General features: G+C 36.2%; 21 protein-coding genes. 6 read left to right on the top strand and 15 right to left on the bottom strand.

Going from position 1 to position 25,621, the window contains the following annotated elements; all coding sequences use genetic code 11:
• Positions 1-47 precede the first annotated feature (47 nt).
• From BUE24_RS09110 to BUE24_RS09085, 6 genes are all read right to left on the bottom strand, one after another.
• Positions 48-347, bottom strand: coding sequence for a hypothetical protein (locus BUE24_RS09110; RefSeq protein WP_073315685.1), 300 nt, complete (start codon positions 345-347; stop codon positions 48-50).
• A 141-nt stretch (positions 348-488) separates the two neighbouring features.
• Complete coding sequence (locus BUE24_RS09105) at positions 489-2,555, bottom strand: flotillin family protein (protein WP_073315684.1); 2,067 nt, start codon at positions 2,553-2,555, stop codon at positions 489-491.
• Positions 2,556-2,562: 7 nt separating this feature from the next.
• On the bottom strand, positions 2,563-3,288 hold the full coding sequence (locus BUE24_RS09100) for a hypothetical protein (RefSeq protein ID WP_073315683.1): 726 nt from the start codon (positions 3,286-3,288) through the stop codon (positions 2,563-2,565).
• Between the two features lie 166 nt (positions 3,289-3,454).
• Entirely contained in the window at positions 3,455-3,769 is a 315-nt protein-coding gene (locus BUE24_RS09095) for a YbjQ family protein (protein WP_073315682.1), read from the bottom strand.
• Positions 3,770-3,802: 33 nt separating this feature from the next.
• Positions 3,803-4,516 carry a PspA/IM30 family protein gene (locus BUE24_RS09090; RefSeq protein WP_073315681.1) on the bottom strand — a complete coding sequence of 238 codons (714 nt, stop codon included), beginning with the start codon at positions 4,514-4,516 and terminating at the stop codon, positions 3,803-3,805.
• A 4-nt stretch (positions 4,517-4,520) separates the two neighbouring features.
• The gene (locus tag BUE24_RS09085) at positions 4,521-4,916 is read right to left on the bottom strand and encodes a type III secretion system chaperone family protein (RefSeq protein WP_073315680.1); all 396 of its coding nucleotides are present in this window, start codon (positions 4,914-4,916) and stop codon (positions 4,521-4,523) included.
• Positions 4,917-5,239: 323 nt separating this feature from the next.
• On the opposite strand from BUE24_RS09085, the gene BUE24_RS09080 reads away from it, so the two are divergent.
• From BUE24_RS09080 to BUE24_RS09060, 5 genes are all read left to right on the top strand, one after another.
• Positions 5,240-5,998, top strand: coding sequence for a helix-turn-helix domain-containing protein (locus tag BUE24_RS09080; RefSeq protein WP_073315679.1), 759 nt, complete (start codon positions 5,240-5,242; stop codon positions 5,996-5,998).
• Positions 5,999-6,434: 436 nt separating this feature from the next.
• Positions 6,435-8,681: a catalase/peroxidase HPI gene (katG, locus tag BUE24_RS09075; protein WP_073315678.1), complete on the top strand. Its 2,247-nt coding sequence runs from the start codon at positions 6,435-6,437 to the stop codon at positions 8,679-8,681.
• A 93-nt stretch (positions 8,682-8,774) separates the two neighbouring features.
• Positions 8,775-9,233, top strand: a complete 459-nt coding sequence (locus BUE24_RS09070) for an ankyrin repeat domain-containing protein (protein WP_073315677.1) — start codon at positions 8,775-8,777, stop codon at positions 9,231-9,233.
• A 3-nt stretch (positions 9,234-9,236) separates the two neighbouring features.
• On the top strand, positions 9,237-9,818 hold the full coding sequence (locus BUE24_RS09065) for a hypothetical protein (RefSeq protein WP_073315676.1): 582 nt from the start codon (positions 9,237-9,239) through the stop codon (positions 9,816-9,818).
• Positions 9,819-10,285: 467 nt separating this feature from the next.
• Positions 10,286-11,026: a matrixin family metalloprotease gene (locus tag BUE24_RS09060; protein ID WP_073315675.1), complete on the top strand. Its 741-nt coding sequence runs from the start codon at positions 10,286-10,288 to the stop codon at positions 11,024-11,026.
• A gap of 41 nt (positions 11,027-11,067) precedes the next feature.
• Here the strand turns inward: BUE24_RS09060 and asnS are convergent, their stop codons facing one another.
• The 9 genes from asnS to rplM all read right to left on the bottom strand — a co-directional run bounded on the left by asnS (position 11,068) and on the right by rplM (position 22,610).
• Complete coding sequence (asnS, locus tag BUE24_RS09055) at positions 11,068-12,510, bottom strand: asparagine--tRNA ligase (protein ID WP_073315674.1); 1,443 nt, start codon at positions 12,508-12,510, stop codon at positions 11,068-11,070.
• A gap of 587 nt (positions 12,511-13,097) precedes the next feature.
• Positions 13,098-15,500 carry an efflux RND transporter permease subunit gene (locus BUE24_RS09050; protein WP_073315831.1) on the bottom strand — a complete coding sequence of 801 codons (2,403 nt, stop codon included), beginning with the start codon at positions 15,498-15,500 and terminating at the stop codon, positions 13,098-13,100.
• Between the two features lie 87 nt (positions 15,501-15,587).
• Positions 15,588-18,032 (bottom strand): DUF5686 family protein, encoded by a 2,445-nt coding sequence (locus BUE24_RS09045; protein ID WP_073315673.1) that lies wholly within the window; start codon positions 18,030-18,032, stop codon positions 15,588-15,590.
• A 90-nt stretch (positions 18,033-18,122) separates the two neighbouring features.
• Entirely contained in the window at positions 18,123-18,686 is a 564-nt protein-coding gene (gene frr, locus BUE24_RS09040) for a ribosome recycling factor (RefSeq protein WP_073315672.1), read from the bottom strand.
• A 70-nt stretch (positions 18,687-18,756) separates the two neighbouring features.
• Positions 18,757-19,464: a UMP kinase gene (gene pyrH, locus BUE24_RS09035; protein ID WP_073315671.1), complete on the bottom strand. Its 708-nt coding sequence runs from the start codon at positions 19,462-19,464 to the stop codon at positions 18,757-18,759.
• Positions 19,465-19,858: 394 nt separating this feature from the next.
• The gene (tsf, locus tag BUE24_RS09030) at positions 19,859-20,680 is read right to left on the bottom strand and encodes a translation elongation factor Ts (RefSeq protein ID WP_073315670.1); all 822 of its coding nucleotides are present in this window, start codon (positions 20,678-20,680) and stop codon (positions 19,859-19,861) included.
• Positions 20,681-20,843: 163 nt separating this feature from the next.
• Positions 20,844-21,638: a 30S ribosomal protein S2 gene (rpsB, locus tag BUE24_RS09025; RefSeq protein WP_073315669.1), complete on the bottom strand. Its 795-nt coding sequence runs from the start codon at positions 21,636-21,638 to the stop codon at positions 20,844-20,846.
• Between the two features lie 130 nt (positions 21,639-21,768).
• Positions 21,769-22,155 (bottom strand): 30S ribosomal protein S9, encoded by a 387-nt coding sequence (gene rpsI, locus BUE24_RS09020; protein ID WP_073315668.1) that lies wholly within the window; start codon positions 22,153-22,155, stop codon positions 21,769-21,771.
• Positions 22,155-22,610 (bottom strand): 50S ribosomal protein L13, encoded by a 456-nt coding sequence (rplM, locus tag BUE24_RS09015; RefSeq protein ID WP_073315667.1) that lies wholly within the window; start codon positions 22,608-22,610, stop codon positions 22,155-22,157. The genes rpsI and rplM overlap by 1 nt, the downstream gene beginning before the upstream one ends.
• A gap of 281 nt (positions 22,611-22,891) precedes the next feature.
• Here rplM and BUE24_RS09010 point away from each other — a divergent pair, with 281 nt between their 5' ends.
• The gene (locus tag BUE24_RS09010) at positions 22,892-25,588 is read left to right on the top strand and encodes a DUF5916 domain-containing protein (RefSeq protein ID WP_073315666.1); all 2,697 of its coding nucleotides are present in this window, start codon (positions 22,892-22,894) and stop codon (positions 25,586-25,588) included.
• The last annotated feature ends 33 nt before the right edge of the window (positions 25,589-25,621 follow it).

The raw sequence follows: 25,621 nt of genomic DNA, 5'->3' as shown, positions 1-25,621 counted from the left end.
TTAAAGTTGTAAACAATTCTGAGGGGTCTATACCTTTGTCTTTCTAATTATTTATACAAAAACGCATCAGTGATTCCTATGAAATTTTCAGAATAATAATTAAACAAGAGTTTGATAAAGATAACAGTAGCTATAATACTTACTACTAAAATGATACTGTTTCTAATATTTGCTTTCTTTTGTTGCCGTTTTGCTCTATCTCTTATTTGTTGTAAAACTTCTTCTGAAACCGGTTCTTTTTTAATGCCTTGACTTTCGGTATTCGCAGAGGACCATCCTTTGAAAGCTTCTCTTTTGGTTCTTCGATCATTAAATTTGATCGAAGTAATCATTGCTGCTATTCCCATATATAAACCTTTTAAAAGTTAAACAATTCCCATCCCGGTCTTCCCGGAATGGGAAGCCTTTTATGGGTTTAATAAAATGGTTGTGATCTTTTTCATAGTATGACTAGAAACCGTTGCTAGCTATTGTGCTGATCATTGCGATTACTTCAGTTTTTTGTCAGAAAGCCCTAAACCATTGGCTAGATTAAACAAGTTGGTAAACAAATTGTTTTCGTCTGGATCGGTTGTTTTCTGTTTTAGTTCTAACAATAAATTTGCGATCGTTAGGTTCTTGATATCCTCTGAAGAGATGCCGTATTTTGTTGCAAATTCTTTCACTTTTTCCAACAAATTTCCTTTTACATCTTCACTCCCCAGGATCGCATCTTTTACATCTTGTATATTATCAGAATGTTGTACTAGTCTGTCAAATCCTTTAGCCTTGGTGATTTGTCCCATAATTTGCTCAAAGAACATGGTTTCACCACCTACGATATCGATATTGGCAGCTTTCAGTGCTTCTCCGATAACTTCGGCTTGTGCATCTGCAATTTCTTTCTGGATATTGATATGAGCCAAGTCTACTTGTAACTCTTTGTCTAAGCGTAGTTTGAACTCTTCATGCTCTTTACCAACACCGTCAAGTTTCTTCATTGCTTCTGCTTTTTCTTCAATTCCTGCGGCATCAGCAAGTGCTTTCTCTTTGATCACTTCAGCTTCAGCCAATCCTTCTTCACGGATCGCTTCTGCTTTTGCCTGGATACCTGCGGCTTCTGCTTTTGCAGTTTTTTCGATAACGTTGGCTTCTACTAATCCTTCACGTTCTCTGGCATCTGCCTTGGCGTGCATTACTTGTGCTTCAGACATACCCAAGGTAGCTTCTTCTTTGGCTTGAGCTTCGGCAAGTGTTTTACGTGCTTCGGCTTCTTTTTCACTAGCTTCTTTTTTGGCTTGCGCTTCAATATTGATTTCCTCTGCTTTTTGTTTTGCAGCTTCTTTCTGTGCTTCAGCGGCTTTTATTGTTTTGATCAGATCCTCTTGAGCAGTTGCTTCGGCAATAGTAATTTTTACTTGCTTATCACGATCCGCAGTTTTGAAGGCTTCGATATCTTTCATATTCTCTTGCTCTTGTACTACGCCTTTTTCGAGCATTACTCGATCGCGAATCACATCTTGAATATTCTTCTTTTCTACCTCTACTACTTTTTCCTTTTCAATCTGTGCCAACGTAACAATTCTTTCGCGTTCTGTGGCTTCCAGCATTCTATCTTTTTCCACTCTTTCGGTTTCTACAGCATCGGTACGTTGCTTGTTTTTGGCAGCAACAATGATCTGGCGCTGCATGTTCTCTTCGGCCACTTTTACTTTTTCTTCTGTAGAAATGCGTGCGGTTTCAGATTTTAGTCGCTCTTCTTCAGATACTTTTAAAGTTTCTGCTTCTTCACGAGCCTTAATATTGGCAATTTCACGTTTTTGTTGTTCTTCTTTTTCTGCTAATTGTTTATCCAATTCAAGAATAGCTTCACGAGCTTCTACATCTTGTTTACGAATTATTTTTTCTTCGTCTCGTTTGATCAGATTCGACTTTATGTTTTGAGCAGCGGTCAATTCTGTAATCTTTTTGATTCCTTCTGCATCCAGAATGTTATCGGCTTTCATCACACTTAGTGAAGTTTGCTCCAAATCATCGATGGCACAGTCGTCTAATATGTATCCATTTAGGTCGGTACCAATAATGTTTACAATTTCATCTCGAAATTCTCTTCGGGCTTCATACAACTCTACGAACTCAAACTTTTTACCTACTGTTTTTAAAGCTTCAGAGAATTTAGCATCAAAAAGACTACGCAAAGTATCTATTTCAGAAGCACGATTACAACCAATAGTTTGTGCTACATTGATAATATCTTCTACCGATTTATTCACCCGAACAAAAAAGGCTACTTTGATATCTGCTCTAATGTTATCCTTACAGATCAATCCGTTTACCCCGGTACGTTCTATTTCGATTTTCTTGATCGAAATATCCATGATTTCTACTTTGTGTAGCACTGGGATTACATATAGACCTTTGTCGAAGGCAACTGCTGTTCCACCAAAACCTGTGCGCACAAGTGATTCCCCTTGAGGAATTTTTCTATAGAAAATGGCAATGATTATAAAATACAGTACTATCAAGAGTACTAATGCTACTACTACGATAATAGCTATGTTTGCTAAATTGCTCATAATTGCTTTAATAATTTAGTTGTTGAATAATATAAAGTTGTTTGTTTTTGACTTGATTTACGATTTCTACTCTTGCATTTGCAGGAATTTCAATACCATCTTTGGATTGTACCATCACCTTTATCGGGTCGGACTGAATTTTTATCTCGAGGGTAGAAATTTTATCTCCCGAAATTGTGCTTTGTAAAACGCCTTGTCTTCCTAACAAATCGAGCGCACTTTCTCCTTTATTATTGAAATTTGTAAAGAATTTTTTAAACGGTGTTGTAAAAATTTTGGTTAAAAATAAGGCGGGTAGGATCCCTCCAAAAAAGAAAATGAACCCAAAATCATTGTCATAACTATGCGTGATAGAAGTCCCCGCCATTGTTATTGCCCACCAGAACAATACAAAAAATGAAAAAGTGAACATAAATGGCAATCCTACAAAGTTAAAGTAGATCAAAAATATCTGAAAGAAATTCAGCTTTCCTCTTCTTCGTATTACATCTTCTTTTTTTACTTCGGTATTGGATATTTCAGGAATATCCAGATTGCTTCTGGCATCAAAATCTGTTTCAACATCCACATCAACATCTGCATCTGCATCGATATCCAAATCAATATCGGCATCAAAGAAATCCAAGTCTAAACCTGTTAAGGTAGTGAGCAACCAGTAGAGTATGAGTAACCCAAACAGTATGGTCAACGGTAGATTGACTATCGAAATTGCTATGTCAAATAATTCTTTCAAAAGGTTAGTGTTATTAGTTAGTCATTAGTTAATTATCCCTTTTTTCGAAATTCTCTTTTTTGTATAATCGAATTCTACGAAAAACAAGATAGATGAGCGTCGCCAAAACTCCAGTCCAAATCATCGCGTGTACGAATATAAAAACAGTTTCCATGACATGAATTTTTTATTTGAATTTCACCGCCGTACCATATGCTAATATTTCTGAAGCTCCTTGCATAACCATTGATGTCGTAAATCTGATATTTATTACCCCATCGGCACCAATTTTTTCTGCATCTTGTATCATACGTTGCATTGCTTGCTCACGAGAGTGGGCTTGAAGCTTTGTATATTCTTCAATTTCTCCACCCACTATATTTTTGAGTCCGGCAAAAACATCTCTCCCGATGTTTCTTGCTCGTACTGTACTTCCTCTGGCGATACCTACTATTTGTGATATCTCTTTATTGGGTACAGTCTCTGTAGTTGATATAATCATGGGTATGTTGTTTTAGGTTTGTATTAGAGGTAATTAAGCATCCTTGTCTTTCATACCTAATTGCTCTTTTAATTTCGCCAGATCATCTTCGGCATTAGTTTCTGTAAGGTCAACAGCTTTGTCGATTTCTTCGTCAATGGTTTTTGCCGTATTGGCAATATCTCCATACGCTTCTGCAAGTGCTTCTTCCTGGTTTACTTTATCCTTCATGCGCTCTAGCATTGAAACCGTACTTGAACTATCGATCTCAGCCATCTGCTTGTTTACATTTTTTGTGGCTTTAGAAACTTTAACACGAGCTTTCAGGGTTTTTAGTTCATTTTCCCATTTGCTGATGTTCTTTTTGATCTCGTCAACATTTTTTTCTAATTGAGTTACCGATTTGTCAAATTTATCAGATTCTGATTTGGTACGGGTCACCTGTTTCAGTGATTCTTCTTTTTTGATAAGGGCTTCTTTTGCCAAACGATCAGCTTCTGTAGTCTCCAAGTCACCACTCTGTGCTTTTTTTAGGATAAGCATTGCTTTTTGTTGATAATCTTCGGCTTTTGCAGCAAATTCTTCAGTTTCATTTTTTGCGCGTATAGCCAAAGCTTTTACTTGAGCAAGTGCTTCCAAGCTTTTTTCTAGATCTGTTTTCATATCTCTAATGCCTTGTTCTGTCATTTTGATAGGATCTTCCATTTTATCAATTGCAGAATTTGCTTCGGCTTCTCCTATCTTAAATAATCTTTTAAAAAAATTCATTGTCTTAGTATTTTGAAAAATTTATAATCTGTTCAGAATATTCGCTTAATAACAATCCTAATGAATTGAGTGAACCTTCGAGCTCATTAAGATCAAGATTTTCTACCTGTAATGTGTCTCTGAAAATTACTTTATCACCAGTTTCATCCAGTACAAAAGCTCCATGCACAATATCTCGATTTTTTTGAAGTAGATTCTTATAAACGACTTCGTTTCTGTTTTTAATATTAAAAATATGTTGCTCCATAATCAATATAGGAGGAGCAACTCCAAGAATCATATTTTTGATTCCTTCATTTTCCTTACTAACCATTATAATACCCTCGATCTTGTTCTCGTAGGTGATATTATAGTTCAGTTTTAGTAAGTAATCTTTTATAGTTTGAAAATGATCTTGCATTTGATGTTTGTTTATGGACTTATTAATGAAATAGTTTGATAGTGCGATAGATACCAATATTACAAAAAGTCACATAAATTTTCGGCAATATTACTAGCTAATTCAGCTAGATAAATTACTAGGGATACCATGGGTATGATGTTTTTAAAGTTAATAAATTAATTGTCCTGCTAAAAATTTTAGTATACTCCCCCGAGTTTTCCGTAAATGAAAAGAAATACAAAAGTATTTCTACTAAAATTAGCTTTTTTCAAAGATATTAGCTAATATTGTTAGTGTAAATGTACAACAATTTTCGATAATTGCAAATAAAATTAGCAAAAATGTCTTTTTTTGGAAAAAACATAAAAAAAATTCGAGGTGTAAAAGGATTGAGTCAACAGGCGTTTGCAGAGCTGTTTGACCTGAAAAGAGGGACTTTGGGAGCCTATGAGGAAGGCAGAAGTGAGCCTAAAATAGAAACTATAATTAAAATTGCTAACTATTTTAGCATACAAATAGATGATTTACTCACCAATGAGCTCACCGTAAATCAATTATTAAAGTTCAAAGGTGACCTTACTACGTATGCCGCGGATGCAAAACGAGAGCAATTTGCATACATACCATGTATTACCGACAATAACCTGAACGAGTATATTAATTTATATGATAAAGAAACTTTTATCAAAGAGTTACCAACTATTCAATTACCGGTTAATCCCGCAAAGGAGTTTAGAGGATATACGGTAAGTAATTTAGAAATGACTTCACACGACAAAGGCTTTTATCCTAAGGATATTATTATAGGAGAAAAGGTTCCTTCTACGGTAATTAAGAAATTGAATACAGGTACCTTGGTATTTGTCTTGGTGGATGACAAGATTGTTTTTCGACGACTATACATAACTAAAGAAAGTGCTGTGCTTAGAGCAGATCATAAAAATATAGAAGATGAAGAGTATCCGATATCTGAAATTAAGGAAATGTGGAGAGTTCGCTATGTTTTTTACCGGAGAATTCCAGAGTTTGGGGATGATGTTGAGGATAAGTTATTGATCATCGAGCAGCAACTTCAAAAAATGAGGGAACGACTCTCATAGTCGTATAGATTTTCATTATTTTAAAATTATCACAATCAATTTATATAGTTGATTTTGTGTGAAATATCAAGTATCTTTAAGTGTACTTAATTCACACAAAACTATACAATCTTCAACAGTTTGATTGTCCTTCTCTTGGGTTCGCCAACGGCAATTCGATTGCAATGCGTTGATCCTAGAATGTTATTATCCAAAGTGTTTATTGGTACTTTTTTGAACCTCGATAGCGAATGGTACGGCCTATTTTATGATCGTATAGAATTTATTTATTGGTAAGGTATAACCAAGAAAAGTGAGGAATATGTCGATTGGATTTATAATGTTATTGAATACTATTATAGATTTTTTATATTGAAATGTAAAATACAATAAGAATCAATTATCATAAATTTGAAAAGAATTACAACAATAATCATTTAATCTTAATTTATCTGCAATGGAAAATAACAGTCTTAAAACCACGAATCCTCATGGATCGAATTCTAATGGATTGGATGCTAGTATGTGTCCTTTTCTAAACGGTGCCCACAAAGAAGGTGCTGGTGGAGGAACGTCGAACAGGGATTGGTGGCCAAATCAATTGAAGTTGAATATCCTCCGTCAACATTCTTCATTATCTAATCCTATGGAGGAAGCATTTGATTATGCTGACGAATTTAAGTCATTGGATTTAGAGGCAGTTAAGAAAGATCTTTACACATTGATGACTGATTCTCAGGATTGGTGGCCGGCAGATTACGGGCACTATGGTCCTCTTTTTATACGTATGGCTTGGCATAGTGCGGGTACTTATAGAATCTCTGATGGTAGAGGTGGAGGAGGTTCAGGAACACAACGTTTCGCGCCTTTGAATAGTTGGCCTGATAATGGAAACCTCGACAAAGCTAGATTGCTACTTTGGCCAATCAAACAAAAATATGGAAAGAAAATATCCTGGGCAGACCTTATGATTTTGGCAGGGAATTGTGCATTAGAATCTATGGGTTTCCAGACCTTTGGTTTTGCAGGAGGTAGAGAAGATATATGGGAACCAGAAGAAGATATTTACTGGGGATCAGAAACAGAATGGTTGGGAGATAAAAGATATGAAGGAGATAGAGAACTTGAAAATCCTCTGGGAGCGGTTCAAATGGGATTGATCTATGTGAATCCAGAAGGTCCAAATGGAAATCCTGATCCAATGGCATCGGGTAGAGATATTCGCGAAACCTTTGGACGTATGGCCATGAATGATTATGAAACTGTTGCTCTTGTAGCCGGTGGACATACCTTTGGAAAAGCTCATGGAGCTGCAGATCCAGATAAGTATGTAGGAAGAGAACCAGCGGGGGCAAGTATAGAGGAGCAGAGTTTAGGATGGAAAAATACCTTTGGTAGTGGTCATGGTGATGATACAATTACTAGTGGTATAGAAGGTGCTTGGACACCAAATCCAACCAAATGGGATCACGATTATTTTGATGTTCTTTTTGGATACGAATGGGAATTGACAAAAAGCCCAGCTGGAGCACATCAATGGAAGCCTACGGAAGCTTCTGCCGCAAGAAAAGCACCGATGGCACATGATGCTTCAAAATCTCAGGATCTGATGATGACAACTGCAGATATGGCATTAAGAACAGATCCGGAATACATCAAAATCTCAAAACATTTTCAAAATAATCCAGAGGAGTTTGCAGATGCTTTCGCTCGTGCATGGTATAAGTTAACACACAGAGATATGGGGCCTGTATCTCGTTATTTAGGGCCAGAAGTTCCGCAGGAAGAATTAATTTGGCAAGATCCGATTCCTACTGGCACCCATACTTTAGTAAATGATCAAGATGTGGCAGGTTTGAAAGCAAATATCTTAGCCTCAGGATTATCTATTTCAGAATTAGTAAGTACAGCTTGGGCATCAGCGTCGACCTTTAGAGGTTCTGATAAGCGTGGTGGAGCCAATGGAGCTCGTATACAGTTAGCTCCTCAAAAAGATTGGGAAGTAAATAACCCGACTCAACTTGCTAAAGTATTGGATATACTTGGACGCGTTAAAGATGAATTTAATAGCGGACAATCTGATAAGCAAGTTTCTTTGGCAGATTTGATAGTTATTGCAGGAAATGCGGGGGTAGAACAAGCGGCAAAAAATGCAGGGCATAATGTAACTGTACCGTTTACCCCGGGAAGAGGAGATGCTGCACAAATACAAACAGATGTAGAATCCTTTGCTGTTTTAGAGCCAAGAGCTGATGGTTTCCGTAATTATATCAAAGGAAATTATCAAATCTCTGCAGAAGAAATGTTAGTAGACAAAGCTCAATTGTTAACGCTAACGTCTCCAGAAATGACGGTATTAGTAGGAGGGCTACGAGTGTTGAATACCAATTTTGACGGTTCTACACACGGTGTGTTTACCAAAAGAACGGATGCGCTTACCAATGATTTCTTTACGAATTTATTAGATCTAAGTACGACTTGGAGTGCTACCTCGGATGCACAAGAAGTATTTGAAGGAAAAGATCGTAGAACTGGTGAAGTAAAATGGACTGGAACACGTGTGGATCTTATATTTGGTTCAAACACAGAACTACGTGCCATTGCAGAAGTATATGGCTCTTCTGATGCTGAGAAGAAGTTCGTAAATCATTTTGTTGCGGCTTGGCACAAAGTAATGGAATTAGATCGTTTTGATTTAGCATAAGTTTTAATCATATAAAGTAGTAAATTTAGCAGGTGGGGCTTTTTGAGTTACCACCTGCTTTTAGAAATGAGTACTAAATTATAGCGATACTACATGGAAGATATTTTTAATGCAATCCGTACAGGAAATACAAATACTGTACAATCAATTTTAGATCAAGATCCAAATTTGGTAAATACAAAAGATCAAAGAGGATCTACACCTTTACTACTTGCTACATATTATGGTAATGAGGATGTTACCAAAATTGTGTTGAGTCATCAACCAAATATCAATACTCAGGATGCCTCAGGAAATACTGCTCTAATGGGGGTGTGTTTTAAAGGGTACTATACTATAGCCAAGTTATTAATTGAAGCGGGAGGAGATGTAAATGCAAAGAATTATAATGAAGCTACAGCGCTTATTTATGCGGCTACTTTTGGTCATAAGGATATCGTAAAATTGTTGATAGATAATGGTGCCGATATCAATGCAAAAGATAATAAAGGATATACCGCAGCTATGCATGCAAAAGATCAAGGCTTAGAAATAGCCGAGCTAAATACTTAGTTTTTGAATACTACTAATAGTACATATAGTATTAAATCTGTCAATATTCGCACTACAGATTTGCGTAGAAGATTACTAATGTCATCTTCTGCGGTAGCCATTTTTGAAGCTTTTCTCAAAGAAAGTATAGGAGAAGAAGTATTGGTAGTAAACACCAACATTGGTATGGAAGTATATTACTATTCCAAAAATGACTACAGTACTTTTATTCGGGAAAGTATTCTACTATATACTATTAAATATATTGATCAGTCGAAATTAAAATTTAAAAATCTCCTTACTCGCGAAGAAGTATATCAAAGCTTTTGTGAAGCATTGATGACTTTTGCACAGTATCCTCAAGTTTTTTTGGCGTACACCAAAAAGTTTATTCATCTTAAAGAGAAGAATGAAACTAGTAAATATGTCTTTCCAATCTTAAACGGTTTTTTTGAAGAAGTTCTTAAGTTTTTGACAGAAACCGGAAAAATGCCTCACTACGAAAAGATAAAGAGAGCAAAAAATCAAATCAAGAAACCAGACCCAGATGATCTTATCATAAAAGATCTGATCTCAGAAATTTTATTGAAAAAACATTACAATTAAAACTTCGATTAAGTGTTGTTTTTGATCATTTTTTTTGAGCTAATTCTTTAGAATTGACGTTTTTAGCGTTTAAGTGTCTACTATTCATCGATTTTTGTGATGACTGTGATCTATCGATAAGGGGGGATTTTCCCCTTGTTTTGCAATAATTTCTTACAAAATAGTATGGAAATCCTCAATTTTCGTGCGTATTTTCTTTCTTCAAAAAAATTAACATTTCGCCGAAATACCAATATCTATCGGTGAATGGAAAGGTTTTAAAGCAATAACATAAATATATTACGGTTTTTCCGTATCCATTTTTGAAAGGGAATTTCTAATTTTAAATAAATCGATTTAACACACATAAAATCATCGTACTCAAGTAGATAAGCTTTTCGTCAAAATGTTAAAAAAATCTTCTGCGCCCCTGGAAGAATAGTTTAACAAAAAGCTTCAAAGATTGAAGCATCCCAAATACATTACGAATGAAAGCTACAAGAAAAATCGGTTACCCTAAGAATTTTTTTACAACAATTAGATTAAGTTTTTTAGAATTAAATAAGTACATCATTTCAGAAAAAATATTGCCTTTATTTTTTAAATGGATGTTACTTTCTTTTTATATACTTATAATGTCTTCTTGCGAAGCTAATGAAGAAGATACACACCCAGAGGATATTTCTAACTTTATGTTGATAGAAAATCCTGAAAAAGTAATCAAAGTTAATTTGTTCTACGTAGAATCAGAGACTTCTATTCATCAATCAGACTATCACCTGGATGAAGCAGAGTTTTTTGAATATCTAAATGGATATTACTTTCACAAATACGGTATTGGTCTAGAATTAGCGCAATCACAATCCTTGGTAAATGATGAGTTATATGATTTAAGAGATAATAGAGGTGGTGAACCAAGTACATTTTTTATGCAATGTGCAGATTCTTATGAAAAAGACAAATTGAATATTTATATCATCAAAAGATCAAATATTATTGGAATAGCTGGAATGGGAAGAAGCCAGAGAGTATTGTTAACCTATGAGAACCTATTTACTTCTACAAGCCCACACGAAATTGGTCATGCTCTTGGATTGTTTCACGACGATGAAACCGTAAATATTATGAGCACAACATTGGATAAACAATCAAGAAAACACTTCAACCACGTTCAGGAGGAGAAAATGAAAAAGAGAATAGATATGATAAACACCAATAATGCGCTATAATTATTGGTGTTTATGTTAATGTTGTAGCTTTCCCTAGCTTTTTAGAACTCCGCATTAAGTGGAGTTCTTGGGTAAGGGATAACATCTCTAATATTACCCATACCTGTAACAAATTGAACCATACGTTCAAAACCAAGTCCAAATCCACTATGTACACAGGTTCCGAATCGGCGAGTATCTAGATACCACCATAGTTCTTCTTCAGGAATATCCAGAGCAGCCATTTTTTCTTTTAAGACGTCCAAACGTTCTTCTCGCTGAGATCCTCCTACCATCTCACCGATACCTGGAAACAAAATATCCATAGCTCTTACCGTCTTTCCATCTTCGTTTAAACGCATGTAAAATGCTTTGATGTCGGCGGGATAATCAAACAAAATCACAGGACATTTAAAATGCTTTTCAACCAAGTATCTCTCATGTTCACTCTGTAAATCTGCTCCCCATCCATCAATCGGAAATTTGAATTTCTTCTTTTTGTTGGGTTTAGAGTTTTGAAGTATTTCAATAGCTTCTGTATAACTCACTCTCTTGAAGTTGTTCTCCAAAACAAATTTTAATTTGTCTCTAAGCAACATTTCTGCACGTTCGGCCTGAGGCTTTTGTTTGTCTTCCTGTACTAATCGATTTTCTAGAAATGCTAAATCATCCTGGCAGTTATCCAATACATATTGAATGATATATTTGATAAAATCTTCCGCCAAATCCATGTTTCCGTCTAGATCACAAAAAGCTACTTCTGGCTCGATCATCCAAAACTCTGCAAGGTGTCTTGAGGTGTTCGAGTTTTCTGCTCTAAAAGTTGGGCCAAAAGTATACACTTGTCCCAATCCCATGGCATAGGTTTCTGCCTCTAGCTGACCAGAAACGGTAAGATTAGTTTCGCGTCCAAAAAAGTCTTGTTTGTAATCTATTTCACCATCTTCAGTTTGCGGAACGTTTTTAAGATCAAAATTGGTTACCTTAAAAGCTTCACCAGCTCCTTCAGCATCACTTCCTGTAATTACCGGAGTATGTACATAATAAAAATCATTTTTCTGAAAATACTCGTGCACCGCAAAAGATAACTTAGATCGCATACGCATAATGGCACCAAAAGTATTGGTGCGTACTCTTAAGTGCGCTTGTTCTCTTAGTTTTTCCAGAGAGTGACGTTTTGGTGAAAGAATCGTAAGCTTTAATTCTTCTGGATCCGCATCACCTTCAATTTCTAATTCTGAAACCTGAATCTCTACACGCTGTCCTTTACCCTGGCTTTCTACCAAAGTTCCTGTGATCGATACTGCAGCACCAATAGTTATTCTATTTTGGATTGCAGCTTCAACCGTATTGTCTTCTAAAACACACTGAATATTATTAATAGTTGATCCATCATTGATCGCTATAAAACGATCGTTACGAAAAGAACGAACCCAGCCTTTTACCATTACCGGCTGTAATAGTTTATCACTTTGTAGTACCTCTATTACTTTAGTATGTTTCATTGTAATCTGATTTCTTGTAATTAAATGCTCTTCGAATACTCTTTTAAAAAAGTATTCTTTAGAAAATTAAGGTAGCAAAGATAAATTTTTAATCGGATTGAAGCATCATCAAATGAATTCAAAAAATCATTTTTGAACGTAAATTCTTTGGGTATTCTTTTTGATGCTACCAAAGAGTTGTCACATACGATAGATATTGTCGTTTTTTTGATACTGTGATGATATCTAAAAGTTATAAAAAGTCATGATTTGGGGTAAAAAAACGAATAATACGGTCTTTTAGATAATGAAGAGAGAGTTTTGATATTCTTGAAGAGTGTTTCAAGGTGTTGGAAATCAGTAGTTTTTGATATTTTTGTTAATTTTTACTTGTTTAAATAATGTTAAAATTCATGCATATTGATAAAAAAGGGGATTTTTCCCCCCTAGAGGCTATTTTAAAATACGAAAAGGGGCAGTATCTTGCATATGCAATTATGACGATTGTGTTTACGTTAAGTTTAGTTCGATAGGTTTTGGGGTAATCTATCTTACAGAAGTCCCGTTAGTTTACTAACGGGGCTTTTTTTATGAAGTTATTTTATTTTTTATTCTTCTTCAGAATTGGTGATTTCTTCCTCGTTAGGGATGATTTTTAGTTTAGGTTCTTTTAGTGTTTTCTTGTTGGCAATACTTCGTTCTAAAGAAAGGAGTAGTGATGGAAGTAATAACAAGTTGGCGAGCATTGCAAAAAGCAAGGTGGTAGATACCAAACCTCCCAAAGCTTTAGTGCCTCCAAAACTGGAGATTAAGAACACCGAAAATCCAAAAAACAGAACGGTTGAGGTATAAAACATACTCACCCCAGTTTCTCTCAGGGATGCTAAAACAGATTTTCGTATTCTCCAATGATTGGATTTTAATTCTTGACGATATTTGGCAAGAAAATGTATAGTATCATCTACAGATATTCCAAATGCTATACTAAAAACAAGAATGGTAGAGGGTTTTATCGGCACCCCTATGAATCCCATAAGTCCAGCAGTCATCAGCAGCGGAAGTAAGTTAGGAATTAATGAGATGATAATCATTTTAAAAGACCTAAACATCCACGCCATAAATAGCGCAATCAAAAATATGGCAAGACCTAGAGAGAATATCAGATTATATACAAGATATTTTGTTCCTTTCTGGAAAACTAAGGCCTTACCCGTGAAGGTGATGGTATATCGATCTTCGGGGAATATTTTTGCTATTTGAGGTAAAAGAGCGGCTTCGATCCGTTCCATTTCTTCGGTGCCTACATCCTTCATAAAAGTAGTGATTCTTGCATACTGTCCTGTAGAATCTACATAGCTTTGCATGACTCCTGCTTCAGATTCAAAACTTTTCGCATAAGGAAGGATAAAATTTCGTTCCTGGCTGGTAGGTAATTGATAATACTTTGGATTACCGTTGTAAAAAGCCTGTTTGGAGTACTTTACTAAGCTAACAATAGAGATGGGTTTGGATAGCTCTGGAGTCTCTTCCAACAGTACCTGTAGCTTCTCCATTCGCTTCAACGTAGGAAGTTTTAAAACTCCTTGTTTTCTTTTAGTGTCTACCAATATTTCCAAAGGCATGATGCCATCAAACTCTTGTTCAAAAAACAGAATATCCTGAAAAAAACCAGCACCTTTTGGCATGTCTTCGAGCAAACTACCCGATACTTTGATTGTATAAATCCCGATAATACTCGCGATCAAAATAATAACGGAAGAAAAATAAATGGTAACTCTTCTGTTTTTTACCATATTCTCCATCCAGTCCACAAGCCTTTCTATCCATCGCTTACCTAAGTGCTTTAGGTGTCGTTCTTTGGGTTGCGGCATGTAGCTGTAAATTATCGTAATGACCAAAAGACAAAGAATAAATAGCGCTACAATATTGAGTGACGCAACGATTCCGAATTCTTTTAAAAGCTTACTTTCTGTCAAGGCGAAAGTGGCGAAACCAGCTGCAGTAGTTACGTTGGTCATTAAGGTGGCATTCCCAACTTTGGTAATCACTCGTTGTAACGATTTGGCCTTATTCCCATGTTTTTTTATCTCTTGTTGATACTTATTAATTAAGAAAATACAATTCGGAATACCAATTACAATCACCAAGGGTGGAATGATAGCAGTAAGCACAGTAATCTCATACTCCAGAAGACCCAAAAGACCAAACGCCCACATAACTCCAATGATTACTGCGGTCATAGATATGAACGTTGCCCTAAATGATCTAAAGAAAAAGAAAAAGATAAGAGAAGTTACCAGCAAGGCCGCAACGATGAAAATTAAAATTTCATCCATAATGTTTTGCGAATTCAAGGTACGTATGTAGGGCATACCGGAGACCTTAATATCCAGGTTGTATTTTGCTTCAAAATCCTGAACCATGGGTTGCAGGGTATTCATAATGAAATCCTTTCTTACGGGAGTGTTTACTATTTCTTTATCGAGATATAAAGCACTTTGGATCGTATGCGAATTTTTGCTAAACACTAAGCCTTCATAAAAAGGTAGCTTATTAAAAAGCTCATATTCGTATTTAGAAACTTGCTCTTCAGAGTAGGTCGAGTCTTTTATAAAAGGAATCAATTCGAATCTTGGGGGATTGTCCTCTTTCTTTAATTTTTTGAGATCCCCAATTGAAACTACCAAATCAATTTCTGGGAAAGCCTTAAAGGATTCATTAAATGCATTCCAGGCTTTTAATTTTTCGGGAGTAAAAAGAGTGCTATCTTTTACGGCTAAAACGATCAGATTCCCTTCTTCACCAAACTTATCAAGAAATTGGTTGTATTGTATATTTACTTCGTGGTCATCGGGTAGAAGATTGGCTTCGGTATAAGAAAATCTCATGTTTTTCCATTGAAATCCAAGAAAAACGGTGATCCCTATTATAACAATAAAAATTGCTGCTCTGTTACGGAGGATGATTCCAGCTAACGCATTCCAAAAACCAAAACTGAATAATTTTGCCATTCCTTTATTTTCCAGATGCAAATGTAATGATTTGGATAGTTATTGTTTACGAATTCGTGTAAAGAAAATACTTAATTTTGAAAATAATTACAGTTTCAAATAGAATGTGAACTTAAACGAAATATTATCTGCAACATCAGGTAAGTGGTAGGCTCCATATCGATAGGCAAAACTCAAACCAAAACCGGCGAATAGTTTATTGATTTCAAAACCAGATTCCTGATATAGATCTTTTAAAGAAGTAAACTCAACTCCCTGATGGTTTTGAATATTGCTCACATCACCCAAGGCGTATCGGGTAATAAAAACTACCTCTGGCTTAAACCAACTTGTAATTTTAACGGGTTCAATTCTGTGTTTGATCTGTAAAGTGGCGAGTCTGTCGCTAAAAAATTCACCAAAAAACATGGTCTCAAATGTCCTTCTTCCTGCCACCGAAAAACGTTGTAAAACAGTTTCTTTTGTTGGTGCATTGGGATACGCATGATACAGATGTGTTAATGGAACATCCCCGGTCGCCAAATCTCCTTCCAGTAAAATACTGGTACTGGATTGATTGATACGGTTGATAATGTATTCTGCTTTGATTCCTATTTTGCTATACCTAAAATTACTATCGAATATGCCCTTAAATCCTTGGGTATATTGTGCGGTAATCTTGGGATATCCATCCTGAATTTCTTTAAGGCCCGTTGGGGTTTTCAAAAAACGACTGAAAGGACTCCATCGCAATGCAAGAGTAGCTTCTGCGGTTTTATACCCAGAAAAAGCCGTTCCATCATTTATAAATTGATAGCCCCCTGTTTGATTAATGTTACTTACCGATAGTTGGGTTTCAGAAAGCAGTTTGGGTGATATTTGATGTTGTAAACTTGTGCTCCAGGTTCGGTGTTTGTAGTAGAAATCGATATTGACCAATCGAGGTTCGAATAGCGAATAGACCCTGCGATCGGTAAGGTACATAAAACTTCCTACCTCTCTGATGTCGTCTGTATAATTGATATTCAACCAAGAGGTGGTTTTTTTGTTCACCAATACTCCGCCACCCACTCCAAATTTGGATTTTGAATCTCTAAATCCATATACCAGATAGCCTTCTAGTCTAAATCGATCAGACAATTTATTATTTGTTAATCCACCTACTCCCAGACGCAATCCTTCAAAATTGTTGTATTTGATAGGGTAGGTAAGATCAAAATCAAAAAAACCTACAGGATAATACCCTACATTAAAACTTTGAATAACATTAATCCTGCGTTTTATATTTTGAGCCTTTACGATACTATCCACTACGGGGAAAGAGTTAAGGTCTTTGTCGGTTATAGCACTTGTTCGATATTGATTCCAAAATTCTTCAGATCGATGATTAGCCTCTGGATCAATTTTTATTGCTGGTAAATTTGAAGTAACGTCGTTATCACTGGTATTTAGCTTGATATCAAAAATGTCTGTCTTTGAGACCAAGAAATCATTGTTCCCGGTAAAACTTTTTTTATCGATACCTAGACGTCCTACCGAAATTCTTCCGCCAAAAAGCGTCACTTTTTGCCTTCCGTTTCCGGGTCTAATTGTAATTTCTTTACTGGTAGGAAACCAGCTTTCTTGTTCCTTGAAATAGTCAAAATCATGCCTGGCCATTACATTAAGCTCTCCTCGTAGCTCAATGATCGCTTTTTGGACTGCTAAGGTTTTTACGTCCAGATATAATACTCCTTCTAGACTGGCATAATTTTTTGATTTTCTGGGCTGAAACAAAATCACAAAGGCGGGGTGTTCATCCTGAGTGGTATCGAGCACTTTGTAGTAATAGTTACGCAGGGCTCTATTGGATAAAGGGCCAATAAACTTATTATTGAAGATAGTGTAATCTTCGTTGTATAATGAATTGGATTGCACTTTAATCCCCAGAACATTGTAGACAGGTTCTTCAAAGCCAGTCATTCGAGTAGCAAGAACAGTTTCTTTTTCTTCTAATCCTTTTCTAAAATGATGGTCACTTACTTTTTCGGATAAAAAGGAATGGGCTTCATTAAAAATACGTTCTATATCACTTCGGGCAGTATCCTGAGTTTTCAATAGGGCCTGGTTGTCCTCGGTAATCTTAAACTTATTGTAACTTTTGTATGAATAATTTTGAAGTGATTTTTTGGGATCGTTTTGTTTTTTTCTTTGGATCGCTTCTTTAATGATTTTGGAAGCTACATTTTCTTGATCTTTAACATTTACTGTGCCCAGATCTTCTTCGGCAGCTACTAGGCTTATCCTTACATTTTCTTTGCCTTCTGCAGTAACTTGTATGGTTTTGGATTGATATCCCAAATAGCTTACGGTTAGCTTAACCGGAGTGGTTTTACAGCGTATTACAAACTCACCATTTACCGAAGTCAAGGCGTAAGAAGCTCGTTCAGTTTTTACAGTGGCAAAAGGAAGGGGTTGCTTAGATACTTCGTCAATTACAATTCCTCTAATGCTAACTTGGGATATGACGACAAAGTGCGTAAAAAATAAAAAACAAAATAATTTACTTCGCATTATAAGGACGAGGTTCAAAAAAACGAATATACAAAAAAGCGTTTCCATATAGAAAACGCATTAAGATATTATTATCGTATATCATAAGAGTTATACGGTCATGATTTCTTTCTCTTTGTGAGATAGCATCTCGTCTATCTTCTTGATATATGCGTCGGTAAGCTCTTGAACATCCACCTCGGTGTTCTTGGCCATATCTTCTGAAAGTCCTTCTTTTTCGAGCTTTTTGATTTCGTTATTGGCATTCTTTCGATCATTACGAACACCAACTTTAGAATCTTCAGCTTCAGATTTGGCTTGCTTTACTAGTTCTCTACGACGCTCCTCAGTAAGTGGCGGAACATTAATAATCACGCTTTCCCCGTTATTCATTGGGTTAAACCCAAGATTGGCCATCATAATCCCTTTTTCTATCTCTGGTATCAAAGATTTTTCAAAAGGTTGGATAGTAATAGTTCGTGCATCCGGAGTGGTAACATTTCCTACTTGATTAAGCGGGGTTGGAGAACCGTAATATTCAACCAAAACTCCACCCAGCATTGCAGGAGAAGCTTTTCCGGCTCTAATATTAAGTAGTTTTTTTTCTAGATGCGCTATTGCTGCTTGCATAGATTCTTTTGTTGAATCCAGAATAAAATCTATTTCTTCGTTCATAGTTCGATGCTTTTCTATTAACCAATCAAAAGTCTTACCAAAAACAACTTTGATGAGATGGTTTGTGATTTTAAAGATTTACTTGAGTACCAACGGCTTCTCCAGAAACAACCTTTAATAAATTTCCGGATTTGTTCATATCAAAAACAATAATTGGTAATTCGTTTTCTTGACTTAATGTAAATGCAGTGGTGTCCATTACTTTTAGTCCTTTGCTCAGTACGTCATCAAAAGTAATAAAGTCGAATTTTGTGGCGTCCGCATTTTTCTCAGGATCCGAGGTGTATATTCCATCTACACGTGTTCCTTTTAGGATTACATCTGCATTGATTTCTATGGCTCTTAATACAGCAGCAGAGTCTGTGGTAAAATAAGGGTTACCGGTTCCTCCACCAAAAATAACAACTCTTCCTTTTTCTAGGTGACGTAATGCTCTTCGTCGAATAAAAGGTTCGGCTACTTCATTGATCTTTACTGCGGATTGTAGTCTTGTTGGGATTTCGGCATCTTCTAAGGCGCTTTGTAACGCTAAACCGTTAATAACAGTGGCTAACATTCCCATGTGATCTGCCTGCACTCTGTCCATTCCTTTACTGGCTCCTGCTACACCTCTAAAAATATTACCTCCACCAATTACGATGGCTACCTGAACTCCTCTATCTATAATTTTTTTGATTTCATCAGCATATTCTGCCAATCGTTTTGGATCAATACCATATTGGCGTTCACCCATCAGGGCCTCGCCAGATAACTTAAGTAATATTCTTTTGTATTTCATTGCTGTTTTGAACTGTGCTGCAAATATAATGATATTATCAATTTAGAAAATACTTTGATTAATAAAGGTAAAGCTTTCTGAAATAATTCTGAAATGTTAAAGTTTGCTGGGTTCTATAAAAAAAGGGTGTTTTTCCCCTGCAATGGGTATTGATCTGTGCTGATTTATGTTATAGGTTTGCAATAAGGAAAACAAAAAAGTGTAGGGATGAGAAATATTTTGATGTAGTCTTTAAGCTTTTTTTAGGCTAATGGGGGTTAGTCTTAATAATGGGGGATAAGATCTTAGGGTCTTATGAGTTAAAAGACGGAAAAGATATTTCAATAATGAAGAAGAAAAAAACCGCTTCAAATATGAAGCGGTTTTTATTTTTTATGAAGTCAAAAACCAATGACTATCCTAAAGCTACTCTTTCAAAACCAACAACGCTTACATCTCCTAATGTTTTTACATAGTCTGCAACGCTTTGCTTACCGTCTTTGATAAACGCTTGGTTTACTAGTGTGTTGTCTTTAAAGAAACGTTTGATTTTACCTTTTGCAATATTGTCAAGCATTTCTTCTGGCTTTCCTTCCTGACGTAATTGATCTTTTGCAATCTCGATTTCTTTGTCGATTACAGATTGATCAACACCATCTTCGTTTAATGCTACCGGGTTCATCGCTGCAGCCTGCATAGCCACATCTTTTGCAACAGCATCAGCACCATCAGCACTTTGAGATAAACCAGTTAATACACCAATTTTGTTACCTGCGTGGATATATGATCCTACAAATGGAGCTTCTAATATTCTGAAATCACCGATTTCTATTTTCTCTCCAATCACACCTGTTTGCTCAGTCAATTTATCCTGAACAGAGATTCCATTAAAGTCTTTTGCAAGTAAATCTTCTTTTGAAGAAGCGGTTAATGCTAATTCTGCAAGTTCGTGCGCTAAAGAAACGAAAGTTTCGTTTTTTCCTACGAAATCAGTTTCGCAGTTTAGAGAAACGATTACTCCTTTGTTCTTAGAGTCGTTTACTTTTGCAATAACAGCACCTTCAGTAGATTCTCTGTCAGCTCTGTTCGCAGCAACTTTTTGTCCTTTTTTCCTAAGGATTTCAATTGCTTTATCAAAATCACCTTCAGCTTCTACAAGTGCTTTTTTGCAATCCATCATTCCAGCACCTGTTGCTTTTCTTAATTTATTTACTTCTGCGGCTGTAATCTTTGCCATACCTTTAAAATTTAATGTGTAATGTGTTTTTTTAATAAACAACAAGTCGTTTAGTTATTACTGCAAAAGTAAAGAACCAAACGACTCGTCAATTTTATGTTATGGTTAAGAATTATATGATACTTAACCTGTAACTGTAAAGATTGCTAAACGATATTTTCGTTTATTCTTCTTCTTGTTTTGCAGCTTCAGCTACTACTGCAGCTTCCTCTTTTGCAGGAGCTTCTTTTTTGGCAGGAGCTTCTTTTTTAGGCGCATCTTTTGAAGCTTTTCTTTCGTTCAAACCTTCAACAATAGCATCCGTAACGTAGTCCATTACTTTATTGATAGACTTTGAAGCATCATCATTTGCAGGGATTACAAAATCTACCTGACGTGGGTCAGAATTTGTGTCCACCATTGCAAAAATAGGAATGTTTAATTTCTGAGCTTCTTTTACTGCGATGTGCTCGCGAGTAATATCTACAACAAATAAGGCCCCAGGTAAACGAGTCATATCAGAGATAGAACCAAGGTTCTTTTCTAATTTTGCTCTTAAACGATCTACCTGTAAACGCTCTTTTTTGGATAGTGTGTTGAAAGTACCATCTTTCTTCATTCTATCGATTGCAGCCATTTTCTTAACGGCTTTACGGATAGTTACAAAGTTAGTAAGCATTCCACCTGGCCATCTTTCAGTAATGTATGGCTGATTTGCTTTACTTGCTTTTTCCGCAACGATTTCTTTAGCTTGTTTCTTTGTCGCAACAAAAAGAATTTTTCTGCCGGACGCTGCGATTTTCTTTAAAGCTTCAGAAGCTTCTTCGATTTTTGCAGCAGTTTTATATAGATTGATGATGTGGATTCCATTACGCTCCATATAAATATATGGTGCCATGTTAGGATCCCATCTTCTTGTTAGGTGTCCAAAGTGTACACCTGCATCAAGTAACTCTTTTACTTCGATATTGTTTGCCATTTTTGTAATAGTTTACGTTCTGTTGAATTAGCAATGCTCAAGTGGCTATCTTTTGATATGGCCTCGTGCATTTAGATGCTAAACTAACCCTCGATAAAAACGAGGTAACAACAAATACAGTTTTATTAAATTAACGTTTAGAGAACTGGAATTTCTTACGAGCTTTCTTCTGACCGAATTTCTTACGCTCTACCATTCTAGGATCTCTGGTTAACAATCCTTCTGGTTTAAGGATTGATCTGTTTTCTTCGTCTAGTTCGCATACCGCTCTAGAGATAGCTAAACGAACTGCTTCAGCTTGACCTGTAATTCCACCACCGTAAACATTTACATTTACATCAAACTTGTCCTCATTGCTAGTTAGCATAAGAGGTTGGTTTACTTTGTATTGTAAAGGAGCGGTAGTAAAGTAGTCGTTAAGATCTTTTTTGTTAACCGTAATTTTTCCAGAGCCATCTTTAAGATATACTCTAGCTACAGCCGTTTTTCTACGACCAATTTTGTGAATAACTTCCATTACTTAAATTCGTTTAAGTTAACAGTTTTAGGCTGCTGAGCGTCCTGATTGTGATCTGCTCCAGCATATACCTTTAAATTACGGAATAAAGCAGCTCCTAATTTGTTTTTAGGCAGCATTCCTTTTACCGCTTTTTCGATTAAACGCTCTGGGTTCTTTTCGTATAACTCCTGAGCAGTAAGACTTCTTTGCCCTCCAGGATATCCTGTGTGACGGATATAAGATTTATCAGTCCACTTTTTTCCTGTTAAGTTGATTTTTTCGGCATTGGTAATGATAACATTATCACCGCAATCAACGTGTGGGGTAAAGTTAGGTTTGTGCTTTCCTCTAAGTAGTTTTGCAACTACAGAAGATAGACGTCCTAAAGTCTGTCCTTCAGCATCTATGTGCAACCATTCCTTATTCACGGTGCCTTGATTAGCAGATACTGTTTTGTAACTTAATGTGTCCACACTAATTAATTTTACTTATTAAACATTCCTTTTCCTATATAAAATAGGGGTGCAAATGTACGATTATATATTTATATAGCAAACCTCAGATTCAGATTATTTTTATTAGATGATACATTGGTAATCAGAGATGTGAGTGTGAATGGAATTAATTAGTGGATTTCATCAACGGATATGCCTGTTTCGGTGTTAATTTTTTACTAAAAAATGACAGCAGGTGTGACAAAGCTCAATTATTTCTGTCATTTTTAAGTACATCAATCAATAAACATCTAATCATCATGAAATATGTAACCCATATTTTAGTACTTCTCGTATTGGTACCTAGTACCTTTTATGCACAAGATTCGACAAGTACAGTCAAGAAAAGAATTTACGTCACTAAACCTCTCAAAGATCTAGAACCCCCTACAATAGATGGGCAAATAGATGATGCCAGTTGGGATATTGTAGAATGGACTGGAGACTTTATCGAAAATCAACCCGATGAAAATACACCGCCTTCTCAACAGACCAAATTTAAAATAGTGTATGATCAAAAGTACCTTTACGTAGCGTATCGATGCTATGATACAGAACCGGATAAAATTGAAAAAAGATTATCTCGACGAGATGGTTTTGCTGGAGACTGGGTAGAAATTAACTTAGATACCTATCACGACAAAAGAACTGGTTTTTCATTTACGATAACAGCTTCAGGTGTAAAAGGAGATGAGTTTATTTCTCAAAATGGGAATAATTGGGATGGCAGTTGGAACCCGATTTGGTACACAGCTACACAAATCGATGACGAAGGATGGACTGCCGAAGTAAAGATTCCACTCAGTCAGGTAAAGTTTGGTAAGAGTAAAGAACAAATCTGGGGACTTCAGGTTAATCGTCGTTTTTTTAGAAACGAAGAACGTTCGGTTTGGCAGCGAATTCCGCAAGATGCTCCTGGTTGGGTAAGCGAATTTGGAGAGCTACATGGGTTGATCGATATCGAACCACAAAAACAATTAGAAATTCAACCTTTTGCCGTCACACAATTTGATACCTTTCCGGCAGAAGAGGGAAATCCGTTTAGGGATGGAGACGAATTTAAACTAAATGGGGGGCTTGATGCCAAAATAGGAATCACCAATGATCTTACCTTGGACTTGACCGTAAATCCTGATTTCGGACAAGTAGAAGCTGATCCTGCAGCCATTGCACTCGATGGATTTCAGATCTTCTTCAGAGAACAACGACCCTTTTTTGTAGAGAACAAAAATATATTTGACTATCGGTTTGCCAACGGATTTGATAACGTCTTTTATTCCCGAAGAATCGGAAGAAATCCTCAGGGGTCCATCAATCAATTAGATGGGGAATTTGTAGATAGGCCTACTAATACCACAATTTTGGGAGCTGCAAAATTCAGCGGAAAAACTAAAAATGGATGGTCTATTGGAGTGTTAGAAAGTATTACTGAAAAGGAGATTGCCACTATCCAAGATGAGAATGGAAATGAAAGAGAGGCTGTAGTGGAGCCCCTTACCAATTACTTTGTTGGACGGGTTCAAAAAGATTTCAACGAACGAAATACATTTATAGGAGGGATTTTTACGGCTACAAATCGGGATTTGGGAGATCCTTTCGAAATAGATAGTGATGATCCAAATACAGATGAGACTTCTGAGTTGGTGGGTACAAGAGAAAATAATCTGAACTCTCTTCGGAAATCTGCTTACTCTGGAGGTGTCGATTTTAGACACAACTGGAAAGACAGAAAGTATTATATAGAAGGAAATATGGTACTTAGTCATGTAGAAGGATCCAAGGAGGCAATTGAAGCAACACAACAAGAGCTTACACATAACTTTCAACGACCAGACGCAGGGCATGTAGAAGTTGACCCTAATAGAACCTCACTTACAGGTACCGGAGGTAAATTAGTAGGAGGAAAATCCGGTGGTGGACGTTGGAGATACAATGCAGGGATTTTTTGGAGATCACCAGAATTAGAACTCAATGACATTGGGTTTTTGAGACAGGCAGACGAAATTCGTCAGTTTGCTAATGTTCGATATTTATTTTTGAAACCTACAAAGTTGTATCGAAGGGCAAATATTTTTGCCGAACAATTTTCAACTTTTGATTTTGATGGAAATTACAATCGTATCCAATATTTTATTCGAGGTGAAATAAATTACATTAACAACTGGTGGACCGAAGCAGGATTTGGGCATAAGCCAAGGATTTTTTCAAATACTATTTTACAAGGAGGACCAAGATGGCGCTTCTCTGAGGAGAATTTTGCTTTTCTGTTTTTTGGTTCGGATAGAAGGAAAAAATTTAGCTTCACGCTGGGATATGATGGGTCAAGAGCTAAGCAAAATAACTTCTCTTTTAATAGATATGTTGTGCGACTCAATTATCAACCGTTTAATGCGTTGAGTTTATCTCTTAATCCACAGTTCAGGCAAAACCCCAATAAAACTCAGTATGTGACCGAGGTAGATTTTAGTGGAACTCCCAGGTATATCACGGCAAATATTGATCAGCAAACCTTAAGCGCCAGTATTCGGGTGAATTATAACATCAATCCAAATTTAACGATACAATATTATGGGGAACCTTTTATTTCAAGAGGTAGGTATACAGACTTTAATTTTGTCAATAATCCCGTTGCCAAAGACCTTGCTGAGCGAGTTACACTATATGATCAAGATCAAATCTCTTTTGCCGATGATGAATATTCGATAGACGAAAACCGGGATGGTGATGTGGATTATACTTTTGATAATCCTGATTTTGCTTTTGTGCAGTTTCGTTCCAACCTGGTGTTGCGATGGGAGTACATACCGGGATCTGAAATATTTCTGGTTTGGTCTCAGGGAGTAACAGGAAGTGGAGACCCGGGAGAGCATCTTTTTCGGAATCTAAACAATCAAATTTTGGATAAACAACCCGAAAACACTTTTTTGATCAAAGCGACCTATAGGTTTGTGCTTTAAGTTTTTTAAAAAGCATTTTTAAAACATATATTG

Origin of the sequence: Aquimarina spongiae (genome assembly GCF_900141785.1) — a bacterium.
Taxonomy (GTDB): domain Bacteria; phylum Bacteroidota; class Bacteroidia; order Flavobacteriales; family Flavobacteriaceae; genus Aquimarina; species Aquimarina spongiae.
This window is presented reverse-complemented; position numbering and strand designations above follow the sequence as displayed.